The organism is Paenarthrobacter sp. 10N417, assembly GCF_056394745.1.
This window is the reverse complement of sequence record NZ_JBFTIL010000021.1, coordinates 57,776-81,385: the sequence shown is the minus strand read 5'-3', so window position 1 is coordinate 81,385 and position 23,610 is coordinate 57,776. Positions and strand designations below refer to the sequence as shown.

Here is a 23,610-nt window from a genome sequence, read left to right as displayed (position 1 = left end):
TCTGACGGCTCAAAACGCGCTCAACTGCTACGTAGTTGGGTGAGGGGGCAGGGCTGGGTCAGGCGGAAACTGTGGCGGGTTGCTTCTTCGCTGAATCCTTGCGGATGGTTGCACTGATCACTGCAGCTACCGTGCACATGGCTGCTGCGCCCATCCAGGCGTAGTTGTAGTGTCCGGTGGCATCGCGGATGAACCCGGCAGCCAGTGCGGCGGCCGCCGCTCCGAGCTGATGGGCCGCGAACACCCAGCCGAAAACCACTGAGCCATCGGCGCCGAATACCGAGCGGCAGATGGCTGCCGTCGGGGGCACCGTAGCTACCCAGTCCAGGCCGTAGACCACGACGAAGATGATCATGCTCGGTTCCACGGACGAGCCCAACAGCAGCGGCAGCACCAGAAGACCGATCCCCCGGAACTGGTAGTACACCGCCAACAGAACCTTGGGGTTGAAGCGGTCCGTCAGCCACCCGGAGGCGATAGTCCCCACGATGTCGAAGATCCCGACGACGGCCAGCAAGCCCGCCGCTGTGGTTTCCGGCATGCCGTGATCATGAGCTGAGGGAATGAAGTGGGTGCCGATGAGCCCATTGGTCGTGGCGCCGCAGATGGCGAAGCCCGCCGCCAACGCCCAAAACGTACGGACTTTGCTGGCACGTTTGAGGACCTGCAACGCCCGGACAGCCGCGTTCGCCGAATCCGGCTTGGCTGTTACGGAAGCCGTCGGGGGCGGCGGAACTGCAGCGCCCGGCGTCGTGGTCTTTGAACCGGCGGTACTGGCCGCGGGTGCTTCCGCGCCATAAGGCAACACCCCGACGTCGGCGGGTGAGTTCCGCAGCCACCGCAAGACCAGCGGTACCACCGCGAGCGCACCGGCGGCGATGAGCAGGGACGCGCCCCGCCAGCCCGGGTTCTGGGCAAGGGCGGCGATGAAGGGCAGGAAGACAAGTTGGCCGGCGGCGCTGCCGGCGGTCAGGATGCCGATCACCAGGCCACGGCTCTTGGCGAACCACGTGTTGGCGATGGTCGCTGCGAAGACGAGGGCCATGGATCCCGTTCCCAGGCCAATCAGCACGCCCCAGGTGAGCAGGATCTGCCAGGACTGGTTGACGAACACCGTTAGCGCTGAGCCCAGACCGATCAGGCAAAGCGCGAGCGAGGTGACTTTGCGTATGCCGAAGCGTTCCATTAAGGCGGCGGCGAAGGGTGCCGTCAGCCCGAACAAGACGAGGTTGATGCTCACCGCCAAGGACAAGACTGTGGTGGACCAGCCGAATTCCTGTTGTAGCGGAACCATCAGCACTCCAGGCGCGGCCCTGAAGCCGGCGGCCCCAACCAGGGCGAGGAAAGCTACGGCGGCCACAATCCAGGCCGGGTGCAGTCTGCGGCTGGGTCCCTTGCCGGGTTGCTTGCCGGATTGCTTGCCGGTTGGGACGGCTGCATTGCTTATCGGAGTTCCGGTGACATCGGGAGCGGTCATGCGGAGATCTCCGTTTCGGGGGAAGTTGTTGGTACGGGTGCTATGGCCAGGGGCAGCGGATGGTCACTGCGTGTGAAGCTGTGCCAGCTCGTGTTGGCAGCTGTCAGGTGGACGCCACAATGGGTGCACGTGTCTGCCGACGCCGTGATTTGTCCGCAGTCAGTGTGAACGACCTTCATATGAGAGACCTCGCTGGGGGCGTCCAAATGTTTCTCTGCCCAAATGATGATGGCGTTGAGGACCGGAAGAGCGTCCTCGCCCTTGGGGGTGAGCACGTATTCCTGGCGCGTCCGGGCACCATCCTGATAAGGGCGTTGCGTCAAGAGCCCGTCCTCGAGCAGCCATGCCAGACGTTTGCTGAGAACGTTGTCCGCGACTTCCAGTCGCTCCTTGATGGCTTCGAAACGGCCGTTTCCAAAGAAAATCTCGCGCAGGACCAAGCTTCCCCATGGATCGCCGAGGACGTCGAGGCCCCGCGCCAGGCTGCACGTGCGGGCGGACCAGTCAGATCGCAAAGGCATGTGGACAAAGTACCTGACTTTTCTAAAGAAAGCTAGATTATGTGTGGCGCCTTAGCGGACGCCTTTGCTTCCTGACCCTCTTTGGAGTTTGGACTGCCCGGAAGCACCCTATTTTGGTTGATTTCCCCCGGACCTCCGCGGCAAAGGAGGTCAGGAAGCCACCCGCCCGGCGCGCATCTCGGCAGCAACGAGGCCCGTGCGCGAAGGCCGGTAAGCCAGGGCCCAGTAGACCAGCAGGGCGATTCCGCACACCACACCCAGGCTTGACACCATCAGCTGCCATTGCGTCTGGGGATCCTTCCCCCACTCGGCGGCGCCTGCCCAGACGGCAAGGTTCTTTGGCGTCATGTAGAAGGCAACCGTGGAACAGGCCACGATGATCCATCCCGCCGTGCGCATCCGCCCGCTGCGGGACGGCACCCGATGCATCGCAAAAGCCATGCTGGGCAGGGCTACCGCCACCCAGACCCAGTGGTGGGACCAAGAAACGGGGCTGACCAGGAGCATCAGGATGGCTGTGGCCGAGACCGCGACGAAGTTTTCATCCACGTCCACGGCCCACTTAATGATTTTTGCTGCAAGCGCCGCGAGTGCCAGGGAAAGAACCAACCACACCACGCTGGTGAGGGAGGAATCCGGCATGCCGAAATGCAGGAGCAGCCCCTTGACGGACAAGTTGTCCACGTAGGCCGGGCCGCCGATGCGCCCGGTATCGGGGAGGATCTGGGTCCAGAATGCCAGGGATGCTTGCGGCAGGATGGCCCACGCGATCGCGATGGATCCGAAGAATCCAGCGGCCATCCATGCCAGCGCCTTGAAGTCGCGGCGGACCAGGAAATACAGGCCGAACGCCAGCGGCGTGAGCTTCACACCGGCAGCCAGGCCGATCAAGAGTCCTGCGGGCCACCGGATGAGGCCAGCCCGCGCCTTACCGAAGAGCGCGAAGTCCGCCAGGATCACGCCCATCAGGATGATGTTGATCTGGCCGAAAACGAACGTATCCCGCCATGGGCCCAGGAGCAGGATGGCTCCTGTTCCCACTAAAGCAGTGGTCCTGAAGCGATAGTCGGCGAATGCTGAACGCCATGTCTTCAGGCCGAAATAATGGCGTGCCAACCAGGCAGCCACCACTGCGGCACCTGCCAAGGCGGCGATGATGAAGACCATGCTGCTGGCAAAGAAACCCATTGCTGCCAGGCCGGCAAAGAGCAAGGCCGCGAAAGGCGGGTAAGTAAAAGGAAGGCCGTCGCGCACGGCATACAGGTCCCCGCCTTGGAGAACCTTGCCGCCGCCGTAGAAATAGACCTCGAAGTCGTTCAGGAACGGCTGGTAGTCCGTGTAGAGGAACCAAACGGCGACGGCGAGGGTCAACACGCCTGCGACGGTCAGGATCCAGCCGCGCTGGGCAGCCGAAACAAACGTGGGTGAAGAAGAAGCCACAGTGTCAGCCGTTGCTGATCTTGGCGAAGGCCTGTTCAAGGTCCGCGATCAGATCCTCGGATTCCTCGATGCCACAGGAGAGGCGCAAGAGGTTCACGGGAACGGCCAGTTCTGTCCCCTTGACGGAAGCGTGCGTCATCTCCGAGGGGTAGTTCATGAGGGACTCGATTCCGCCCAGTGATTCGGCCAAGGTGAAAATCGAAGTGGATTCGGCAACTGTACGCGCCGCGGCCTCACCGCCCTTGAACTGGACAGAGACCATGCCGCCGAACTTCTTCATCTGCTTCGCAGCGAGTTCGTGGCCGGGGTGGTCCGGGAGGCCCGGGTACAGCACGGCTTCCACTTCGGGGCGCTGCAGCAACCATTCGGCCACAGCTTGGCCGTTCTCGCTGTGCCGGTCCATGCGCACGCCCAGGGTCTTGAGGCCCCGCGTGGTGAGGAAGGCATCCATCGGTCCGGAAACAGCACCAACGGCGAACTGGATGAAACCGATCTTCTCGGCGAGCTCGGCGTCGTTGACCACGATTGCTCCGCCCACCACGTCCGAGTGGCCCCCAATGTACTTGGTAGTGGAATGGATCACGACGTCGGCACCCAGGTCCAGGGGGGTCTGCAAGTAGGGAGACGCGAAGGTGTTGTCCACGACCAGGAGGGCACCGGCGTCGTGCGCTACTTCGGCGAGCGCCGCAATGTCAGTGATCTTCATCATGGGGTTGGACGGGGTTTCCACCCACACCATGCGCGTCTTGTTCGCTCCAACGGCACGTGCCACAGCATCGAGATCGGACATGTCCACGGGGGTGTTGCCGATGCCCCAGTCGCCGAGCACGCGGTTGATGAGACGGTACGTGCCACCGTAGGCGTCGTTGCCCAGGACGATGTGGTCCCCAGGACGCGCCACAGCGCGGATCAGCGAGTCTTCGGCAGCAAGGCCAGAGCCGAACGAGAACGCGGCCGAACCACCCTCAAGGGCTGCCAGCTGTTCCTGCAGGGAGTCACGGGTGGGGTTGCCGCCGCGGCCATACTCGTAGCCTGAACGCAGGCCGCCAATTCCGTCCTGGGCGTAGGTTGAGCTGAAGTGCAGAGGCGGCACCACAGCGCCTGTCCGGGGTTCGAAGGCCTGGCCCGCGTGGACGGCCCTCGTGTTGAACCCGGCGTTGTTGTTGACGGACATGGAAGCTCCTCTTTCAGTGTTCAACGGTTGGAAGTGGGCGCGTGGCGCTCAGTTGCTCAGGTAGGCCAGGAGGTCGTGGCGCGTCAGGATGCCCACGGGCGCCCCAACGAACGTGACCATCACAGTATCGACGTCGGACAACAGCTCGCGCGCAGCCGAAATGGTCTCCAGCGATCCGATAACGGGCAGGCGCTCCCCCATGTGTTCGGCGATTTTGTCCGTGAGTTTGGCTTCGCCGCGGAACAGCTTGGTGGTGAGGCTGCGCTCATCGACTGCGCCCAGAACCTCGCCCATGACCACAGGCGGTTCCTGCGAGAGGACAGGGATGTGTGAGACGCCGAACTCGTTCATGATGTTGATGACGTCTCGAACGGTCTCGTTCGGGTGGATGTGGACCAGGTCCGGCATCTCGCCTGTCTTGGACTTCAGTACCTCGCCCACGGATGACTCTTCGCCGCCGGAAAGGAAGCCGTAGGAGCGCATCCATTGATCGTTGAAGATCTTGGCAAGATAGCCGCGGCCGGAATCGGGGAGGATCACCACAACGACCGCGGACTCGTCCAGGTCCTTGGCAGCCTCCAAGGCAGCGACCACGGCCATGCCGGAGGAGCCGCCCACCAGGAGGCCCTCTTGGCGTGCCAGGCGGCGGGTCATGGCGAACGAATCGGCATCAGAGACTGCGATGACCTGGTCCGGCACGGTTTTGTCGTAATTGGTGGGCCACATGTCCTCGCCAACGCCTTCAACGAAGTACGGGCGTCCGGTACCGCCCGAGTACACAGAACCTTCGGGGTCTGCGCCGATGATCTTGACCCGGCCGCCGTCGGACCCGGGCCTGTCGGCAGAGACTTCCTTAAGGAAGCGGCCCGTACCCGTGATGGTGCCGCCCGTTCCGGCGCCGATGACAACGTGCGTCACCCTGCCGTCAGTATCGCGCCAGATCTCCGGGCCTGTTGACTCGAAGTGGCTGCCCGGGGCTGCGGGGTTGGAGAACTGGTCCGGCTTGAAGGCCCCGGGAATCTCCTGGACCAAGCGATCTGAGACGCTGTAGTAGCTTTGCGGGCTGTCGGGCGCAACTGCGGTGGGTGTCACCACAACTTCGGCGCCATAAGCTGCCAAGACCGCACGTTTGTCCTCGCCGACTTTGTCCGGCACCACGAAAATGCACTTGTAGCCCTTTTGCTGCGCAACGAGCGCCAAGCCGACGCCGGTGTTCCCCGACGTCGGTTCAACGATGGTTCCGCCCGGCTGCAGCCGCCCGTCCTTTTCCGCCTCTTCGATCATCTTCACGGCGATGCGATCCTTGATGGACCCGCCGGGGTTGACGTACTCGAGCTTGACCAGGACGGTGGCTTTGATCCCGTCCGTTACGTGGTTGAGCTTGATGAGCGGCGTATTGCCGATGAGGTCCAACACGGACTGGGCGTACTTCATAGGTACAAAGTTACCGCCTGCCCGTAGTCCGCCCTGCCGTGCCTCACCTGCCGTGCATCACTTCCCGGCAGAGGAGTCGGTTTGCCAGAGGCCCAGGATGTTGCCTTCGGTGTCCTTGAAGTAGGCATACCAGCCCATTCCGGGGACGGCGTCCTTACCTTGAACGATGGAGCCACCAGCGGATTCCACCTGGCCGAGCGCGGCGTCTACATCGTCGACGTCTATGGTGAGGACGGGATTTTTCAGATTTTCAGTTCGGGGGAACAGTGCACCATTGATGGCTCCGGGTTCGCTGGGCCTGCCAGTCTGTTCATCGGACGGAGTCGTGATCGCGATCGTGTAATCCATCTCCTGCATAGGGCTGAGATTCCAGCCGAAAGCACTTTGGTAAAAAGTGTTGGCCCTCTCGTTGTCATCCGTGGGAATCTCGAAATGCACTATTCCGGCCATGGTTTGCGCTCCTGGATTTTGGGGTTCGGACGCGGCCCACCCGCGCCACATCAGGGAGTCTAGACCCGTGAGGCAGCCGCCGTAAGAGGCTTACAGGAGTGAATTGTCAGCCAGCCGTGGGACCATGAAAACATGACCATCGCAGACGCCCCGCCCCTTGTTGCGGCCGCGGCAGACGCTTCCATACGATGGCACCCCGGCGCCTCCTACAGGCTCGACCAAACCATGTTTCCCCTGATGCGGGGCAATGCCGACCCCTCTTTCGCGGCCCATCCCAACGGTTTCTGGATGGCCTTCACCACTCCTTCGGGGTCTGTGACCCTGCGGCTCTCGGCGGCTGGAGTGGGCGAGGATACGTTCGTTGACGCCCAGGCCTGGGGGCCCGGGGCGGAGGACGCCATCGTCGGCGTTCCCCGCCTCCTCGGCGCGGACGACGACTGGTCCGCGTTTGACGAACCCGGCTTCCATGCAACGCTCCCCCGCCTGGTCACTGAAGCACGACGCCGGAACCTGGCACTGCGGCTACCCTCCACTGGGCGGCTGGTTGACTCGCTGGTGCCCACCATTCTGGAGCAAAAGGTCACCACCTTGGAGGCAAGGCGAGGCTACCGGTACTTGATGTACCGGTTCGGAACACGCGCGCCGGGCAAGGCCCCCGATGGGCTCCTCGTGCCTCCCACCGCGCGGCAATGGTTGGCCGTTCCATCCTGGGAGTGGCATAAGGCGGGAGTCGGGCCACAACGCTCGGCGACAGTGATGCGGGCGCTGCAATCCGCCGTCGCGCTTGAACGTCTCGCTGGCCTTGACCCAGCGCGTGCCGGAGCCAAACTGCAGACCATTCCCGGAATCGGCGTTTGGACTGCCGCGGAGGTAGTCCAACGGACCCACGGCTGCCCGGACTCGATTTCCGTGGGCGACTACCACCTGGCCTCTTATGTGGGCTATGCGTTGCTGGGACGGAAGATCGACGACGCCGGCATGCTGGAGTTGCTGGAACCTTGGCGGGGACAAAGACAGCGCCTGGTCCGCATGCTTTACCTCAGCGGCTTCCGGAAGCCGACCTTCGGCCCACGGATGACCGTCCAGGATCACCGCGCCCACTAAAGCAACGCGGGGTCACTTGTGGCCCATGTTTGCTCCGCCAAAGGGCCATAAGTGACTCCGGGTTGCCCTACATTGCGCGGAGCTTCGCCTTCTTGATCCTGGAGATCACGCCGGCGAAGCCTTCGGCGAGGTCGTCTGCATTGACTTTGAAGTAGGACCAGCCAGCACTGAGAAATGCCTCGTCGCGGCGGTTATCCCTGGACTGCTGTTCACGCGTCATGTGATGGGCGCCGTCGTACTGTACTGCGATGCGAAACCGCCGGTACCCGAGGTCGGCCCTGGGTGATAGCGGATCCAGAAGGTCCAACTGCAGCTGTAGTTCCGGCTCCGGAAGGCCGGAATCCCGCATGGCCAAACGCAGGAATGTTTCTGGATACGAATCTGCGCCCACCCTCATTTCGTCCAGTGCCAGGCGGGCCTTTTCCACCCCTTGGAGGTTGGGGTGTTGTCGAATCAACAGCCGAAGCCCCGAGGGGTAAGCATAGGGTTCGGACCGTGATTCGAAGGCTGGTCGAGGGCGGCGGATCAGCTGATCGCCCATCGCAATGACATAGGGAAGAGGCAATTCCGTGGCCAGGTCCAACCAGGTCCGGGGCCGCACCGAGATCGGGACTCCCTGATAATTCACAACCTCGCCAGGGAAAACCCGAACTCTGTGACCTCTCACTCCGGTCCTGCGAACGCGCGGCAGTTGATGTGGCTTGCTGAGGTGGATTGTCTCCTCGTTGCCCATCCAGGGCGGAAGCCCCAGCCCAGTCAAAAGCGCAGCGGTCTCGTGCGAAACCCAGGCGCCCGGTGTTGCGGCGGCCAGAACCCTCGCCCGTTCCAGCAATTCAATCTCACGTCCCGTTGGCCAGGTCCTTGGCCCTCAGGCGTTTGGTCGCGACGCCCAGGGTACGGGACTCATAGACGGTGAACGGCCGGGCGCCGAGCCCGTCCGGCAAAGGATTGATGCGAACCATGCAGTCCAGTCTGTCGGCTGGAGGCCTAGGAAATTGAGTTATCCACAGGTCCACCTACTGACAAGGCAACGCGGGGTCACTTATGGCCCTTTAGAGGCGTCAACATGGGCCATAAGTGACCCCGCGTTGCTTTAGAGGTGGAGGCGGGAGACCGCTTCCTGGCGCATGTCCACCTTCCGAACTTTGCCCGAGACGGTCATCGGGAAGCTCTCGCGGACATCCACGTATTTGGGAATCTTGTAGTGCGCCAGCTTGCCACTGCAGTACTCGGCGATGTCCTCGGCGGTCAGGGTTTTCGCCCCCGGTTTGAGGATGATGCAGGCCATGAGTTCCTCGCCGTATTTAGCGTCCGGAACCCCGATCACCTGCACGTCCTGGATAGACTGATGGAGATACAGGAACTCCTCAATCTCGCGGGGATAAATGTTCTCGCCACCACGGATCACCATGTCCTTGATCCGGCCTTCGATCACCAGATACCCGTCCTCGTCCATGCGGGCGAGGTCGCCCGTGTGCATCCAGCCCTCTGCGTCAATGGCCTCGGCGGTCTTATCCGGCTGGCCCCAGTAGCCCTGCATCACCGCGTAGCCGCGCGTGCACAGCTCGCCGATGACGCCGCGCTCCACCACTTCACCCGTACCCGGGTCCACAATCCGGCTCTCAAGGTGCGGCATGGTCCTGCCCACTGTGCTGGTCCTGTGCTCCAAAGTGTCCCCCGCCCGTGTCATGGTGGACACCGGTGAAGTCTCCGTCATGCCATAGCAAATGGCCACATCCACCATGTGCATCTCATCAATGACCCGGCGCATCACCTCAATGGGGCACAACGACCCCGCCATGACGCCAGTCCGGAGCGTGGAGAGATCGAACGTGGCGAAATCCGGCAGCGCGAGTTCGGCGATGAACATGGTGGGCACGCCATAAAGCGACGTGCCGCCAAAGTCCTGCACGGCTTCCAACGCCGCCGCTGGGCTGAATCCCCTGCTTGGGATGATGGTTGCCGCCCCGAAACTCAGAGCATTCAGATTCCCGATCACCATTCCGAAGCAGTGATAGAACGGTACCGGAATCACCACGCGGTCATGTTCCGTGTAGCCCAGTAGGCGGCCGATCGAGTGACCGTTGTTGAGGATGTTGTGGTGCGTCAAGGTTGCACCCTTCGGGAAGCCCGTGGTGCCCGACGTGTATTGAAGGTTGATGGGATCGTGCGGATCCAGTTCAGCCATACGGTCCCGTACTGCAGAAGGCCCGACGCCGTCCGCCCTGGTCAGCAGCTCGGCATACGTTAATTCGTGGCCTGCCTCGGGGACACCCGCCGTGAGGCCCGCCACCGGGTTTCCGGGCAGGAAGACGATCTCCCTGAGTTCGGGGCAAGTGCCTGCAGTTTGCCTGGCCATGCCCACGTAATCGCTGTTCTTGTCAGAGGGCGCAGCCACCAGCATCCGCATGCCGTTCTGCTTGACCACGAACTCCAATTCGTGCCTGCGATAAGCCGGGTTGACGTTGACCAGCACAGCCCCGATCTTTGCCGTGGCGTACTGCAGGATGGTCCACTCCGCACAGTTCGGGCTCCAGATGCCGATGCGCTCGCCTTTCTCCACCCCCAGGGCGAGGAGCGCGCGGGCGAGGTGATCGACGTCGTCGTTAAGCTTTTCGTAGCTCCACCGACGGGCGTCCCCGCCAGGTGTGGCAGCGGCTTCTATCAGCGCGTCCCTGAGTGGAAACTGCGCTGCGATGCGTTCAAAATTGGCACCGATGGTCTCTTCAAGCAGCGGGACGTCAGTGTCTCCGGCGGTGTAGGACAACATGACCGAACGCTACCAAGTCAGTGCCCGCAACAGAACCGTAAAGTGGACAATCGGCTCCGTGTCCTCCCGGTAGGGTTGAATCCATGAGTGCACCCATCGACCTGCAGGCCACGTTCATCCCCAACGACGGCGAGTTCTTCCGCGTGAAGCTCGCCTTGGAAATCGCGATCGACGAGGTCGTCAATGAGCCCGGCTGCATCCGTTATGAACTGACCGAAGCCACTGAGGAGAAGCTGGTGCTCACAGAGCGCTGGGAATCGGAAGAGGCTCTGGAGAAGCACTCCAAGGGCATTGCCGTGCAGGACCTGAACGAGTCCCTCAGCGCCTTGCTGGCTGAGCCGGTCAAGCTCGAACGGCTCTAGCCTCCCCCGGCCCTGGCTCAGCTCCCCACACCAGCTCAGCGAAATCGCCGCAAAACTGCGGGAACGCCTTAAAGCATCGAGGTCGCCGGAATTTTCCGGCGACCTCGATGCTGTTCCGGCGGTTTCGCCGGGCGGGTCTAGCTTTCCTGTGCCTCGGCACGCGCCTTGGCCACGTGGGCGTGGACTTCTTCCATGTCCAGGCCCTTCACGGCCTCGATGACCTGCTCCAGCTGCGGGCCATTAAGGGCACCCGGCTGCGAGAAGACAAGCACTTTCTCGCGGAAGGCCATGAGCGTCGGGATGGACGTAATCCCGGCTTCGGCGGCGAGCTGCTGCTCAGCCTCGGTGTCCACTTTCGCGAAGACCACGTCCGGGTGCTTCTCAGAAGCTGCCCCATAAGTGGGCGCAAACTGGCGGCACGGGGCGCACCAGGCAGCCCAGAAATCCACCAGGACAATGTCATTGCCCTCGATGGTCGATGCGAACTGTTCTCCAGTGATGTCAACTGTAGCCATGATTCCACGGTACGCGACCCCGCTCGCTAAGTCCCGTGGAGAGGGGCATTGTTCGCTTCCCGCGTCACCGGGAATAAACGGCTACTTGCCCAGGACGTACTTAAGCGCGGACGCGTAGAGCGGGGCAACCTTGTTGTGTCCGGTCTGGTTTAAGTGGACGTCATCAAGATAATTCCAGGTAGCTCCGGCGATAGTCGCGGTCCCGGCCATCGAGATGCGTGGCCAGCCCCGGACAGCAGCTTCGCGGGTCAGGAGCCCGTCCACCCAGCGACGTTGGAAATGGCTGACGTCGTAGCGCGAAAGAACACCAGTGATAAGGATCGTGCTGCGGGGATATTTGCGGCGCAGTTCATCCCACAGCCGGTTGGCCTGGGACAGGATCGCTGCATCTGTGGCAAAAATCCGGGCATCGTTTCCGCCAAGCGTCACCACCACCAGTCCAGGGTTCCCTTGGGGCAAAAGGATCCGGTCCAGGAGCACGGCATCCGTCGCTGAATTGCCACCGACGGCGGGGCTCCCCGAGACGTATCCGATGCCACCGATGCTTCGGACCACCTGGCGGGTATAGCCAGCGGCGCGGGCGCCCTGTTCACCCCATGAGTCAAGGTCCAGCTGCGAGTCGCCAAGGAAGACCACCGTGGAGGCGTCCACTGCTTCCGCTGAATACAACTCCTGCGTGGATTCATTCCAGATGGTTTCCAACTTTTGGAAGGCGACGTGGGAGCCCCGGGCACCGGACCATGTATCGCGCACCGGCCAGCCGAATTCGCCCGGATTGATGGACCACACTTTGTATGTGGGGTGCCCCACAATCCGCGCTCCCGTTGCAGGGCCCCAAACAAGCCAACCGTTGACGAACTGCTGCACCAGACCCCCGGCCCGCGGAAGCTTGTCCGTGAGAGGCAAGCCCAATTGGCCGGCAGCTCCACCCAGGGAGACGTAGCGGTTGTGGACGTCGCCGTGGGTGGTTGAATGCGCGCCAGTGGCCGCCGACCAGTAGACCGTGCCGCCCTGGAAAAGTTGGTAGACGAAGTCGTTTTGCCGGTATTCCTCGCTGACCGGATACCCCAAGGCACCGTTCTGGCCTCCCGTCGCGGACCAGTAGCTACGGATGGCTCCCGTCAGGGCCCTCGCTCCGGTGGCAGGGGACCAAATGATGGTTCCGTGCTGGTACTGCTGTGATGAGCCACCATTACGCAGTCCGGTCGCTTCATCTGTAGTGGGATAGCCAAACTCGCCGCTTTCCAGCCCGGATTGGCGCCAGTGCTCACGTATGGCGCCCATGGAAGGATGTGCCCCAGTCGTCGGGGACCACACAATAAAGCCGCGCTCGAAGACCTGGTAGGCGCCGCCGTCGGGCAGTCCGATGTGTTCGCTGCCGGCCGGGTATCCGAGGAAACCACCCTCAAAACCCGTCCTCCCCCACGCCAAATGGATGGATCCCGTGGTGCGTTGGGCACCAGTAGCTGGCGAGAAACTGATCGCTCCTCGTTCGAAGAGTTGCTTGGAACCTCCATTGCGCAGGCCGCTGGTGGTGTCTGTTGTTGGATAGCCGTGATAGCCCGCGGGGCCACTGGATTCCCACCATGCCGTGCGCACCGGTCCATTGACCACCACCCGAGCTCCTGTTCGGGCCGACCAAGCGATGTCGCCGCCGACGAACCGTTGCACACAGCCCGTACTGGAGCATTCCTCCGCTGCCGTAGGGCGGATCAGCACGCTTCGAGCCCAAGTGCTGGTGCTGTAAAGCTGCCCGATGGCGCCCGTGACGGGAGGGGTTGAAGTCTCAAGCTTGATGCTCGCCGACGGGACCGCTTGCGCCGGTACCGCTGTTCCAAGCAGGCCAAGGACCAACAACAGCGCCGCGGCTGATCGGGCGATTTTGCTTTTCTTCGACCACGAAGCCGACCCCGCACAACCCACTTATCTACCCCTGCATCTTCGGGCCCAAAGGCCCCGTCACTGCTCCCCCACGAAGACAGTCAAGCCAGTATCTTCGACGGCGGCACTTCAGGCAGCGACGACGCAGCGTTTGGTGTCACATCGTTATGTTCCCCGGCCGGCGGGCATCGTTCCGCTGAGTCACGGGAACCCCTGTCATCGCCGGATCCTTCGTCCTAGACTGGCCTCCCATGGTGACTTGGGGACGGGTTGCGTTGCCTGCCCTGACCAGTTCTTGCCCGACCAGTTCTTGCCCGGCAGCCACGCATTCAATGAAGGGAATGAACGTGGAGCCTGAGGATAACAAAGCGCTTGTTAGGCGCTTCTACGAAGCGATCGATGCCGGCAACATCGAAGCGATGGACGATCTGGTTGCTGAAGACTATCTGGACCATCACCCTCCGTTCCCCGGTCTCTCGGCTGGACGGGAGGGCCTGAAGGAGGCCTTCCGCATTTTCCTCCAGGCCACGCCGGGACATCATGTTATTGAGGATCAGATCTGCGAAGGCGACAAGGTAGTTACCAGACTGACCGCCCATGGCCGGCACGAAGGCGAGCTGCCCGGTCCACTCCCTGCTACAGGCGCTCAACTGGACGAAAGCGCCGTTGCCATCCACAGAATCCAGGACGGACGGATCGTGGAGCACTGGTCCGACCGCGACGACCTCGCGCTGATGCAGCAACTGGGCATCATCCACTTGCCGGGCGCCTGAATCGAGCCGCGAAGCCTTCGAAGTCCGCGCAGTAACCTCGCATCCGTGGGAGTGAATCCCTGCCTCTTGCCAGCGATTGAACAAGTGTTTAGTGTATGAAACATGCGTTTAACCGCAGAGGATTTAACCACCCGTGCACGGATCCGTGATGCCGCCATCGGACTGTTCGGCCGCGATGGTTTCGGCCCTGCTACCGTCCGCGCGGTCGCCTCTGCCGCTGGAGTCAGCCCCGGGCTGGTGATCCACCATTTCGGCAGCAAGGCAGGTCTGCGCGAAGCATGCGACCAGCATGTCCTCGCGCAGACCGCCAGCCAGGGCAAGGAGAAAACAGATCCAGGCACCGCACGCCAATTGATCCAGGACTACCTCAACCACCCGGACCAGTACGCCAGCGAGATCGCCTACATTCGCCGCTCCCTGGGCGACGAATCCGAGGCCGGCGACGCATTCTTCGACGCCGTGGTGCGCCAGACGCAGGACATCATCGAGGCCGGGATCGCTGCCGGCACCATCCGCGACTTCGACGACGTCCGGTCCACCGCCGTCGTCGTCGCATCAAACAGCCTCTCAATGCTCATGCTGGGCAGGCACCTCTCACGGGCGCTGGGTGCGGACGTGACAGAACCGCACGGCATAGGACCGGAACTGCTGCGGCAACTGACCATCCCCGCGTTGGACATCTACACCAACGGCTTCTATGCGGATTCGCGGTTCCTGGACTCGGCCCGCGACGCCCTGCAGCAAGACACCATCAACCAAGGAAGGGAGCATGCCCCGTGACCCAGGCAATCGTCGTCAAGGGGTTGCGCAAGAAGTTCGGCCAGCGCGAGGTCCTCCACGGACTCGATTTCGCCGTTGAACCGGGAACGGTCTTCGGCGTCATTGGACCGAACGGGGCGGGCAAAACCACCACCATGCGCTGCCTGCTGGATATCATCCGGCCAAGCGCGGGGACCATTTCAGTCTTGGGCCAGGATCCGCGCCACGCCGGAATCGGACTCCGCCGCAGGATCGGTTACCTCCCCGGCGAACTCCACTTGGAGAACCGAACCACGGGCCGGCGCATGCTTGAGCACTTCGAGGCCATCAGCGGGCCGGTACAGCCCAAATATGTCAACGAGTTGGCAGAACGGCTGGACCTGGATTTGGACCGGCAGACCCGCAAGCTCTCCAAAGGGAACAAGCAGAAGCTCGGCCTCCTGCAGGCGTTCATGCACCGCCCCGAGCTCCTGGTGCTCGATGAACCAACCAGCGGCCTGGATCCCCTGGTCCAACAGGAATTCCATTCACTGGTCCGCGAAGTGGTGGACGATGGCGCCACGGTCTTCCTCAGCTCACACGTGCTGAGCGAGGTCCAGCAGGCCGCCGACGCCGTAGCTATCCTCCGCGACGGCGGCATAGTGACGATCTCTACCGTTGAAGCCCTCAGGAACGCGGCCGTACGGCAGTTGCGGTTCAACGCGGCGGGCGCAGAAACGCACGACGTCGGGGCGCTGCTGGCGCGGGTGCCCGGCGTCGCCAACGTTGTGCTGCGGAAGCTTCCTGGTGACAGCGCAGCGGAAGCCGCCGTCGAAGCAACGGCGACGCTCTCGGGGCAGGTCCAGCCACTGGTGCAGGAGCTGGCTCGGCTGAACCTCACAGACCTCGTCCTGGAGGAACCGGATTTGGAGGAAGCTGTGCTGACTCTCTACACGGGGCACTATGCGGGCAACGGAAACGGGCACGGAGGAAACGGGCGAAATGGAACTGGACACAAATCCCTGAGCCACACGGAAGGAGCACACCATGTCTAAGTTCCTCCCCCTCTTCACGAAAGCCTTGACTGACTCGTGGCGGTCCACCCTCGCGTGGGCCTTGGGACTGACGGCCGCGATCATGATGTACCTGCCGCTGTATCCGTCCATCGGTGGCAGCGCGCAAATGCAGCAAATGATCGACGCACTCCCCCAGGAGATGACCAAGGCCCTGAACTATGACCAGATCGCCACCGGACCTGGCTATACCCAGGCCACCCTTTTCGGGTTGATCGGTTTCCTGCTGATGTCCATGGCCTCCGTCGGTTGGGGCGCGGCGGCAGTCGGCGGGGACGAGGAGTCTGGGCTGTTGGAATTGACCTTGGCCCATAGCGTGACCCGAATCCAGGTGGTCCTTGAACGCGCCCTGGCACTCGTAGTGCGCGTCGTGATCCTTTCAGCCTTGGTCTTCCTGCTGGTGCTGGTGCTGAACGGGCCCTCGAAACTGGATATCGACGTCGGGCATCTCTTCGGTGCGGTAGTGCTGTTTGCCGCTTTGGCACTGCTGAGCGGAACAGCGGCGCTGTGCGTAGGTGCGCTGACGGGACGGAAGGTTTATGCGATTGCGGCGGGTGCCGCCGTGGCCGTCCTCGGCTATGTCTTCAACGCTGTTGGGAGGCAAAGCCCCGACGTCGACTGGCTGCTGAACCTTTCGCCGTACCACTGGGCGTACGGCAATTCACCCGTAACGAACGGTGCTGATTGGGGAGCCGCGGCAGGCTTGCTGGGTATTTCCGCGGCGCTTATCGCACTGGGCGCGGTTGCACTTCAGCGGCGGGACGTCGGCGTTTAGTTATCCTTAAGCCCACTCATGCGGAGCTGGCCGGCGCGCTCCTGGGAGTGCATTGTTTTCGCGCCACTCATGGATCCACTCCGGCAATTCCAGATCAGCCGGTGGCGCACCGAACTCAGCAATGATCTCCTCCTGCGTTACCGGCTTCCCCTTGTTGACCAAGCGGGTTGCGATGTGGGCGCGAGCGTAGATCTCACCGTCCACCACCATGCGCTGCTCAAAGTAGATGGCTTTGGTGTCCAGTCCGATGATGCGCGTTTCGATGGTGTAGCGCTGCCACAGTTGCAATGACTTGCGGAAAGCGATGGTCTCTCCGGCAGCCACGGGACTCCAGCCGCGTCGGCGCATCTTTTTCCAGATACCGCTGCGAACCATGAGGTCGAAACGGCCAAGGTCCATCAAGGAGAAATACATACCGTTGTTCACGTGCATCGCGATGTCGATGTCCGTCGGCAGAACGCGCAGGGGCAGCGAGGACGTTTCCCAAGCACCCAAAGGTGAACGCTTGGATGAGGTGAACAGCAGCATGAGGGTGCGGAGAAGCAAATGCATGCGAGCAATGTTACCCGCGAGTAACTTCACTGGGAATAGGCAGACCGCATAGTGGACGCAGTGTCTAGTACATCCATCGCTTTATGTCCAACGATTGCACAAACGTTTACCGCCAGTTCATCCATCCCGTGCACAATATCTGAAACCCGGAAACATCGACTCATCACCAGGGAGACCCCTTGAGCACTTTGCAAAGCACCAAGCCGCACGCAGACGTCTGGCCCGACCTCGCCCGCCATCAGGACGTCGTACTCCGGGACGCCCGGGGCAATCGCATCGAAGGAAGCATCGACGGCATGACCGATGACCGCAGCACACTCTGGGTGCAGCTCAAAGGCGGTCTGGGCCGGCAGCTGGTTCACCACATGGACGGATACTGGCTGGAGACTCCTGCGGCCTAACCCCTTTTTCGGCGGCTGGCCCCCACCGTCACCACCACCTTTGAACACTCCTATCGGACGACGCGCCGTTGTCTGCGGCGTGCCTCCCGGCTGGCTGAATCAAAGTGGGTGGTAGCCGCACAAGCTCGGCCCGACATCCACAGCCGTCGGCGGCAGCCCTATCCCCTGATCATACGAAAAATCCCCGGAACCTGTTGGTTCCGGGGATTTCCCTTTGGGTGGCAGATGAGGGATTCGAACCCCCGTAGGCGTTGCCAGCTGATTTACAGTCAGCCCCCTTTGGCCGCTCGGGTAATCTGCCGAACTTCAAAAGAAGATCACTTCCGGAGACCGGTTCTTTCGATCCGGTAACCGAAGGCAGAGATAACCTTACAGAACTTCCGGCCAAGAATCTAATCGAGGGCGGACACGCCGGAATGGCCGGTATTTCAGGCTTCTCCGAGGATCCGGCCAGCCAGTTTCGCTTCAAACTTTTCTGCTTGCTCGGCCGTGATTTGGTTGAGCTCCACCGCACGCTGCAGATCGGCGTGCACGCCGTCCATCCGCGAAGCCGCATCCGGCACCGGGCTCAGGACGATCGACGCCGCCACAGTCACCGCTGCTACCGCACTCGCCGCGGCTGCTGCTGCCGTACCGATCGAACCAGCTGCCGCGGATGCGGATTTCGTGACGTAGTGGACGGCCTTGTGGCTCATGCTTACCTCCGGGGTGGGCTCTTCCAACTGGTACAACTCTCAAACATCCACCTCGGTTCCAACCAAGCATGTGCTGTGAGCGAACTGTGAAAGTTATCCACGGCCCCATCCCCCGCCTTCCGTACTAGGCTGGATGGCAGACAAACCGCCCTTACGGGGCCCCCAACCTAAGGAGAGTCATGGCAGGCGAATCAACATTCGACGTCGTCAGCAAGGTAGACAAGCAAGAGGTCGCCAACGCGCTCAACCAGTCCCAGAAGGAAATCGCGCAGCGCTACGACTTCAAGGGAGTCGGCGCGGAGATTGACTTCAGTGGCGAAAAGATCCTCATGAAGGCCAACTCCGAGGATCGCGTCCTCGCCGTCCTGGACGTCTTCCAGTCCAAGCTCATCAAGCGTGGCATCTCCCTGAAGTCCCTGGACCAGGGCGAACCTTACCCCTCCGGCAAGGAATTCCGGCTTGAGTGCACCATCAAGGAGGGCATCGCGCAGGACATCGCGAAGAAGATCAACAAGATCATCCGCGACGAAGCCCCCAAGTCCGTCAAGTCCCAGATTCAGGGCGACGAGCTTCGCGTCACCTCCAAGTCCCGCGATGACCTGCAGGAAACCATGAACATCCTCAAGAAGTTCGAAGAGGCAGACCTCCAGTTCGTGAACTTCCGCAGCTAGGCTGCCGACGCTGCACAGCCAGCGTCATAAAAGCCGGGGTCCGGCGCCGCTCAGGGCGCTGGACTCCGGTTTTTTATTGCCCGGGTCCRTCTATTGTCGTAATGGCCGGAGACATTAGCGCACAAAATTTTTGCGTAATCACCGCAGGGCAGTATTCTTCTTCATTAGGCAAGCCTAAGTATGGCTACCCTGAGTGAAAGAAACGCACATGACCGCCAACTTCCTGATAGGCCTGCGTGAGGGCCTCGAGGCCTCGCTCATCGTGGTCCTCCTGATGGCCTACCTCATCAAGACCGGCCGGCAGTCCCTGCTCCCCCGGCTCTGGACCGGCGTCGGGCTGGCCATTGCCATCTCCCTCGCTTTCGGCGCCCTTCTTACTTTCGGCCCGCGGGGCCTCACCTTCGAGGCCCAGGAAGCGATCGGCGGAGGGCTGTCCATTGTTGCCGTAGGCCTCGTGACCTGGATGGTCTTCTGGATGGCGCGCACCGCCCGCAGCCTCGGAGGCGACCTCCGGTCCCACGTGGACAAAGCGGCCGACGGCGCCGCATGGGGCCTTGTGCTGGTTGCGGCACTTGCCGTCGGCCGCGAAGGACTCGAAACCGCACTCTTCATTTGGGCGGCAGCGCAAGCCACCGGCGAAACCACGTTCCCCCTCCTTGGCGCCCTGCTTGGCCTCCTGACGGCTGCCGGACTCGGATACTTGCTGCACCGCGGAGTCCTCAAGGTCAACCTAGGCCGCTTCTTCACCTGGACGGGAGTGGGACTCATCGTTATTGCCGGGGGCGTCCTTGCTTATGGCATCCACGATCTCCAGGAAGCCGGCATCCTTCCCGGCCTGCATAGCCTGGCCTTCGACCTCTCAGCCGCCGTTCCGCCGTCGTCCTGGTACGGGACTTTGCTGAAGGGCACACTGAACTTCTCCCCGGCCACCACCTGGCTGGAAGCAGCAGCCTGGCTGCTGTATGTCATCCCGGTCCTGTTCCTGTACATCCGGGCCAACCGCTCCCATCCTCCGGCGGCAGCAGCGAAGACGCCCGCGGCGAACCCGGCAGTCGCCCTGCAGCAGTAAGAACCCAGAGCTTCTCCAACTCGACGCGCAGGCCCTCGCACGCCGCGCCTTCCCCCAACACAAAGGACCCCCATGCTTGGCACGTTCCTGTCCACGTCCACTTCCCCGAAGCTTCGCAGGACCCTCACCGTCATCGGCGCAGCCGCCGCCGTCCCCATGGTTCTGGCGGGCTGCACTGACAATGCGAAAACCACGGCGGCCACGGATGGGCCGATCCAGGTCAGCAGTACCGCTAATGAATGCAAGGTCTCCACAGGAACTGCGCCCAGCGGCAACCTGACGTTTGCCGTGAAGAACGAAGGCACCGAGGTCACCGAGTTCTACCTGCTGGCCGAGGACGGTTTGCGGATCATCGGTGAAGTGGAGAACATCGGGCCTGGAATTACGCGGAACCTGGTGCTCACGGCTCCTGCAGGCAAGTACAACACCGCCTGCAAGCCGGGTATGCAGGGCGACGGCATCCGGGCTTCGTTCGAGGTCACGGAATCCGGAAACAAGCCAAGCGCAGATGCTGACTTCCAAAAGCTGCTTGAGACCGGCTCCCAGCAGTACGCCGCTTACGTCAAGGACCAAACGGAGCAACTCGTCACAGGCACCAAGGCCTTTGCAGATGCCTTCGCAGCCGGTGACGCCGCCAAGGCCCGCGAACTCTATGCGGCGACCCGTATGCACTGGGAGCGGATCGAGCCCGTTGCCGAGTCGTTTGGCGATCTCGACCCCAAGCTGGATGCACGCGAGGCCGATCTCGAGCCTGGCCAGGAGTGGACCGGCTGGCACCGCGCCGAGAAGGACTTGTTCCCGCCTGCGGACTACACGGCCATGACGCCGGCCGAACGAAGCGCCATTTCCACTCAGCTGGTTGCAGATACTGCAGACCTCGCAACGCGTACCCGCACTGTGGAGTTGACGGCGGACAAGCTGGGCAACGGCGCCAAGGAACTCCTCGACGAGGTTGCAACCGGCAAGGTGACGGGCGAGGAAGAGATCTGGTCCCACACTGACCTCTGGGATTTCCAGGCCAACGTGGACGGCGCCCGCATCGCCTTCGAGAGCCTGAAGCCGGCATTGGAGCAAAAAGACGCCGAGCTTGCCAAGTCCCTGGACGAGAAGTTCACGGCCCTCCAGGCGGAGCTCAAGAAGCACGCCAAGGGCGATGGCTTCTCCTACTACAACGAGCTGAGCCAGGATCAGATCCAGCAACTCGCCGCGCTGGTCGATTCCTTGGGCGAACCCCTGTCCAAGCTCACCTCGGCCGTCGTGCTGTGAGCGGCTGCCCCTACGGGCACACCGGCGAAGCCCCGGAGGCTCCAGGTGCCGGACAGCCACTGGATGTGCACGATTCCGCCCGCCCAGGCGAGGCGACCGGCGTCGAACGTTCCAAGGGGACTCCCGACGGCGGTGCGTCGGCTACCGCTGGCACCTCCCGTCTGTCCCGCCGCGGCCTCCTTTCCCTTGCTGGAGTGGGCGGCGCTGGCGCAGTGGCTGGCATCGCCGCCGGTTTCCTGGGCCATGACCTGGTCACGGCTGGTGCTGCATCGGCTGCCGAATCCGACGCGGGGGATGCTGTTGTTCCCTTTTTCGGCGAGCACCAGGCTGGCATCACCACCCCGGCCCAGGACCGTCTGCACATGGCTGCCTTCGACGTCACCACGGAGGACCGGAAAGAGCTGATCAAGCTCCTGAAGGATTGGACCGCTGCTGCGGAGTCCATGACGTCGGGCCACTCGACAGGTGCGACTGGCGCCGTCGATGGTCCTTACGACGCCCCGCCGGAAGACACCGGTGAAGCGCTGGACCTGGCCGCTGCACAATTGACGCTTACCTTCGGTTTCGGCGCAGGCCTGTTTGAGAAGAACGGCAAGGTGCGCTTTGGCTTGGACGGACGCAGGCCCGAAGCCTTGATTGACCTCCCACATTTCCCGGGTGATGACCTTCAAGCTGGCCGCACGGGGGGCGACATCGTGGTCCAGGCATGCGCCGACGACCCCCAAGTTGCCGTACATGCCATCCGTAACCTTGCGCGCATCGGCTTCGGAAAGGTGCGTGTCCGCTGGTCCCAATTGGGCTTTGGCCGCACGTCCTCCACATCCCGGGCGCAGGTGACGCCCCGCAACCTCTTCGGCTTCAAGGACGGCACCAACAACCTCAAGGTTGAGGACAACGCGCTCCTCGAGGAGCACGTGTGGGTAGGTTCTCCCGCCTCGTCGAAGGAAGAGTGGATGAGGGGCGGCAGCTATCTTGTGGCGCGCAGGATCCAGATGCACATCGAGATTTGGGACAGGACGTCGCTGCGCGAGCAGGAGGGCCTGATCGGCCGGACGAAGGGCGTGGGAGCGCCGCTGTCCGGTGGCGAAGAGTTCACGGCGCCCGATTTCAAGCTCGCGGGCCGGAACGGTGATCCACTCATCCCCTTGGACTCGCACGTCCGGCTGGCCCACCCGGACCAGAACGGGGGTGTGCGGATGCTGCGCCGCGGTTACAACTTCACGGATGGCTCAGACGGGCTCGGGCACTTGGACGCAGGGCTGTTCTTCATCGCGTTTGTCAAGGATCCGCGGACTCACTACGTTCCCATGCAGATGGCTCTGGCCAAGGGCGATACCTTGTCCGTCGAATACCTGAAACACACCGGCTCGTCTATTAGGTCGTTACCCCGCTATACCGTTGGGCCAACCACGGAATAGSGGGTTCACGACGTTTTAGGCCTTAGGAAAGCGGCCGGCCGGCCATCCGCTCAAGCCTGGTGATGCGTTCCTTCATGGGCGGGTGTGTAGAGAACAGGCGCCGCATGCCACCGCCACGGAACGGGTTCGCGATCATGAGGTGGGAAGCATTCACGAGCCTTTGATCCTGCGGGAGCGGAAGTTGGGAGACACCAGATTCGATCTTGCGCAGGGCTGAGGCGAGCGCCAGCGGATCGCCGGTCAGCTCGGCCCCGTCCTCATCGGCGTCGTACTCCCGGGTGCGGGAGATCGCCATTTGGATCAGCGAGGCAGCGAACGGCGCCAGCAGTGCCATGGCAATCATCGCGATGGGGTTGGCGTTGCGCCGGTCCCCTCCGCCGAAGAACAACAACATCTGCCCCACGGACGTGATCACGCCCGCGACGGCGGCAGCCACGGACGACGTCAGGATGTCGCGGTTGTACACGTGCATGAGCTCATGCCCCAGGACACCCCGGAGTTCGCGGGCATCAAGGACATGCAGGATTCCCTCCGTGCAGCAGACCGCGGCGTTCTTGGGACTGCGGCCGGTAGCGAAGGCGTTGGGCGTCATGGTGGGCGAGAGGTAAATCCGAGGCATGGGCTTGTTGGCCCGCACGGAAAGCTCCCGGACAATCTGGTACAGCTGCGGGGCTTGCGCTTCTGTGACCGGATAGGCGGCCATGGAGCGGATGGCGATCTTGTCGCTGTTCCAATATCCGTAAGCCGTGGTGGCTACCCCGATCAGGGCAAAGATCCAGATGGGCGTGGTGCTGCGCGTGCCGGCCCCGATAATGGCGCCCAAACCCAACAGCACCGCCCACAGCACACCGAAAAGTGCTGCGGTCTTGAGTCCATTGTTGTGGTTGTGCACGGTTGTTCTTTCACTTTCGTTGGCTCGTGAGCGGTTGTGTACGGATTAACTCTGTACCGATTAACGCCGACGGCGGTCGCCGTGTTCCGCAGTTGACACGCCTGGGCTGGCGCTGATCTTTTGGGCCAGCGTCGATTTTTGCGCTGACGTCGATCCTTT

The 23,610-nt window shown here is 62.5% G+C and carries 25 protein-coding genes and 1 tRNA gene; 11 read left to right on the top strand and 15 right to left on the bottom strand.

Features of this window, described 5'->3' with window-relative positions; translation table 11 throughout:
- Positions 1-58: 58 nt before the first annotated feature.
- The 6 genes from AC1DCM_RS21360 to AC1DCM_RS21335 form a co-directional block, all read right to left on the bottom strand.
- Positions 59-1,477: an MFS transporter gene (locus AC1DCM_RS21360; RefSeq protein ID WP_442004002.1), complete on the bottom strand. Its 1,419-nt coding sequence runs from the start codon at positions 1,475-1,477 to the stop codon at positions 59-61.
- On the bottom strand, positions 1,474-1,998 hold the full coding sequence (locus AC1DCM_RS21355; RefSeq protein WP_442004001.1) for a winged helix-turn-helix transcriptional regulator: 525 nt from the start codon (positions 1,996-1,998) through the stop codon (positions 1,474-1,476). The genes AC1DCM_RS21360 and AC1DCM_RS21355 overlap by 4 nt, the downstream gene beginning before the upstream one ends.
- Positions 1,999-2,148: 150 nt before the next feature.
- Positions 2,149-3,438, bottom strand: coding sequence for a glycosyltransferase 87 family protein (locus AC1DCM_RS21350; protein WP_477519629.1), 1,290 nt, complete (start codon positions 3,436-3,438; stop codon positions 2,149-2,151).
- A 4-nt stretch (positions 3,439-3,442) separates the two neighbouring features.
- A complete protein-coding gene (locus AC1DCM_RS21345) occupies positions 3,443-4,612 on the bottom strand; it encodes a cystathionine gamma-synthase (protein ID WP_477519628.1) in 1,170 nt (389 codons plus the stop codon).
- A gap of 48 nt (positions 4,613-4,660) precedes the next feature.
- Positions 4,661-6,046, bottom strand: coding sequence for a cystathionine beta-synthase (locus AC1DCM_RS21340; RefSeq protein ID WP_477519627.1), 1,386 nt, complete (start codon positions 6,044-6,046; stop codon positions 4,661-4,663).
- A gap of 57 nt (positions 6,047-6,103) precedes the next feature.
- Positions 6,104-6,496 carry a VOC family protein gene (locus tag AC1DCM_RS21335; protein ID WP_477519626.1) on the bottom strand — a complete coding sequence of 131 codons (393 nt, stop codon included), beginning with the start codon at positions 6,494-6,496 and terminating at the stop codon, positions 6,104-6,106.
- Positions 6,497-6,628: 132 nt separating this feature from the next.
- Here AC1DCM_RS21335 and AC1DCM_RS21330 point away from each other — a divergent pair, with 132 nt between their 5' ends.
- On the top strand, positions 6,629-7,600 hold the full coding sequence (locus AC1DCM_RS21330) for a DNA-3-methyladenine glycosylase family protein (protein ID WP_477519625.1): 972 nt from the start codon (positions 6,629-6,631) through the stop codon (positions 7,598-7,600).
- A 67-nt stretch (positions 7,601-7,667) separates the two neighbouring features.
- Here the strand turns inward: AC1DCM_RS21330 and AC1DCM_RS21325 are convergent, their stop codons facing one another.
- The 3 genes from AC1DCM_RS21325 to AC1DCM_RS21315 all read right to left on the bottom strand — a co-directional run bounded on the left by AC1DCM_RS21325 (position 7,668) and on the right by AC1DCM_RS21315 (position 10,370).
- Positions 7,668-8,228 carry a hypothetical protein gene (locus tag AC1DCM_RS21325; protein WP_477519624.1) on the bottom strand — a complete coding sequence of 187 codons (561 nt, stop codon included), beginning with the start codon at positions 8,226-8,228 and terminating at the stop codon, positions 7,668-7,670.
- Between the two features lie 211 nt (positions 8,229-8,439).
- Positions 8,440-8,562 (bottom strand): hypothetical protein, encoded by a 123-nt coding sequence (locus AC1DCM_RS21320; protein ID WP_477519623.1) that lies wholly within the window; start codon positions 8,560-8,562, stop codon positions 8,440-8,442.
- Between the two features lie 131 nt (positions 8,563-8,693).
- Positions 8,694-10,370 carry an AMP-binding protein gene (locus tag AC1DCM_RS21315; protein ID WP_477519622.1) on the bottom strand — a complete coding sequence of 559 codons (1,677 nt, stop codon included), beginning with the start codon at positions 10,368-10,370 and terminating at the stop codon, positions 8,694-8,696.
- Positions 10,371-10,453: 83 nt separating this feature from the next.
- On the opposite strand from AC1DCM_RS21315, the gene AC1DCM_RS21310 reads away from it, so the two are divergent.
- Complete coding sequence (locus AC1DCM_RS21310) at positions 10,454-10,732, top strand: putative quinol monooxygenase (RefSeq protein WP_216925016.1); 279 nt, start codon at positions 10,454-10,456, stop codon at positions 10,730-10,732.
- A 137-nt stretch (positions 10,733-10,869) separates the two neighbouring features.
- Here the strand turns inward: AC1DCM_RS21310 and AC1DCM_RS21305 are convergent, their stop codons facing one another.
- Entirely contained in the window at positions 10,870-11,247 is a 378-nt protein-coding gene (locus tag AC1DCM_RS21305) for a thioredoxin family protein (RefSeq protein WP_223946614.1), read from the bottom strand.
- A gap of 81 nt (positions 11,248-11,328) precedes the next feature.
- Positions 11,329-12,966: an SGNH/GDSL hydrolase family protein gene (locus AC1DCM_RS21300; RefSeq protein WP_477519621.1), complete on the bottom strand. Its 1,638-nt coding sequence runs from the start codon at positions 12,964-12,966 to the stop codon at positions 11,329-11,331.
- Between the two features lie 509 nt (positions 12,967-13,475).
- Here AC1DCM_RS21300 and AC1DCM_RS21295 point away from each other — a divergent pair.
- The 4 genes from AC1DCM_RS21295 to AC1DCM_RS21280 all read left to right on the top strand — a co-directional run bounded on the left by AC1DCM_RS21295 (position 13,476) and on the right by AC1DCM_RS21280 (position 16,487).
- Positions 13,476-13,901: an ester cyclase gene (locus tag AC1DCM_RS21295; protein ID WP_477519620.1), complete on the top strand. Its 426-nt coding sequence runs from the start codon at positions 13,476-13,478 to the stop codon at positions 13,899-13,901.
- Positions 13,902-14,003: 102 nt separating this feature from the next.
- The gene (locus AC1DCM_RS21290; RefSeq protein WP_477519619.1) at positions 14,004-14,681 is read left to right on the top strand and encodes a TetR/AcrR family transcriptional regulator; all 678 of its coding nucleotides are present in this window, start codon (positions 14,004-14,006) and stop codon (positions 14,679-14,681) included.
- A complete protein-coding gene (locus tag AC1DCM_RS21285) occupies positions 14,678-15,694 on the top strand; it encodes an ABC transporter ATP-binding protein (RefSeq protein ID WP_477519618.1) in 1,017 nt (338 codons plus the stop codon). The genes AC1DCM_RS21290 and AC1DCM_RS21285 overlap by 4 nt, the downstream gene beginning before the upstream one ends.
- Complete coding sequence (locus tag AC1DCM_RS21280; protein ID WP_477519617.1) at positions 15,687-16,487, top strand: ABC transporter permease subunit; 801 nt, start codon at positions 15,687-15,689, stop codon at positions 16,485-16,487. The genes AC1DCM_RS21285 and AC1DCM_RS21280 overlap by 8 nt, the downstream gene beginning before the upstream one ends.
- Positions 16,488-16,493: 6 nt before the next feature.
- On the opposite strand, the gene AC1DCM_RS21275 is transcribed toward AC1DCM_RS21280, so the two are convergent.
- On the bottom strand, positions 16,494-17,039 hold the full coding sequence (locus AC1DCM_RS21275; protein ID WP_477519616.1) for an acyl-CoA thioesterase: 546 nt from the start codon (positions 17,037-17,039) through the stop codon (positions 16,494-16,496).
- A 179-nt stretch (positions 17,040-17,218) separates the two neighbouring features.
- Here AC1DCM_RS21275 and AC1DCM_RS21270 point away from each other — a divergent pair, with 179 nt between their 5' ends.
- On the top strand, positions 17,219-17,440 hold the full coding sequence (locus AC1DCM_RS21270) for a hypothetical protein (protein WP_477519615.1): 222 nt from the start codon (positions 17,219-17,221) through the stop codon (positions 17,438-17,440).
- Between the two features lie 219 nt (positions 17,441-17,659).
- On the opposite strand, the gene AC1DCM_RS21265 is transcribed toward AC1DCM_RS21270, so the two are convergent.
- A tRNA-Tyr gene (locus AC1DCM_RS21265) sits at positions 17,660-17,741 on the bottom strand.
- 127 nt (positions 17,742-17,868) lie between these two features.
- Complete coding sequence (locus tag AC1DCM_RS21260; RefSeq protein ID WP_216925007.1) at positions 17,869-18,135, bottom strand: hypothetical protein; 267 nt, start codon at positions 18,133-18,135, stop codon at positions 17,869-17,871.
- A gap of 179 nt (positions 18,136-18,314) precedes the next feature.
- On the opposite strand from AC1DCM_RS21260, the gene AC1DCM_RS21255 reads away from it, so the two are divergent.
- The 4 genes from AC1DCM_RS21255 to efeB all read left to right on the top strand — a co-directional run bounded on the left by AC1DCM_RS21255 (position 18,315) and on the right by efeB (position 22,559).
- Positions 18,315-18,806 (top strand): YajQ family cyclic di-GMP-binding protein, encoded by a 492-nt coding sequence (locus AC1DCM_RS21255; RefSeq protein WP_018776783.1) that lies wholly within the window; start codon positions 18,315-18,317, stop codon positions 18,804-18,806.
- 208 nt (positions 18,807-19,014) lie between these two features.
- Positions 19,015-19,875: an iron uptake transporter permease EfeU gene (efeU, locus tag AC1DCM_RS21250; RefSeq protein ID WP_477519614.1), complete on the top strand. Its 861-nt coding sequence runs from the start codon at positions 19,015-19,017 to the stop codon at positions 19,873-19,875.
- 72 nt (positions 19,876-19,947) lie between these two features.
- Positions 19,948-21,141, top strand: a complete 1,194-nt coding sequence (gene efeO, locus AC1DCM_RS21245) for an iron uptake system protein EfeO (RefSeq protein ID WP_477519613.1) — start codon at positions 19,948-19,950, stop codon at positions 21,139-21,141.
- Positions 21,138-22,559, top strand: coding sequence for an iron uptake transporter deferrochelatase/peroxidase subunit (gene efeB, locus AC1DCM_RS21240; RefSeq protein WP_477519612.1), 1,422 nt, complete (start codon positions 21,138-21,140; stop codon positions 22,557-22,559). The genes efeO and efeB overlap by 4 nt, the downstream gene beginning before the upstream one ends.
- Positions 22,560-22,581: 22 nt before the next feature.
- On the opposite strand, the gene htpX is transcribed toward efeB, so the two are convergent.
- Complete coding sequence (gene htpX / locus AC1DCM_RS21235; RefSeq protein WP_477519611.1) at positions 22,582-23,451, bottom strand: zinc metalloprotease HtpX; 870 nt, start codon at positions 23,449-23,451, stop codon at positions 22,582-22,584.
- Positions 23,452-23,610: the final 159 nt, after the last annotated feature.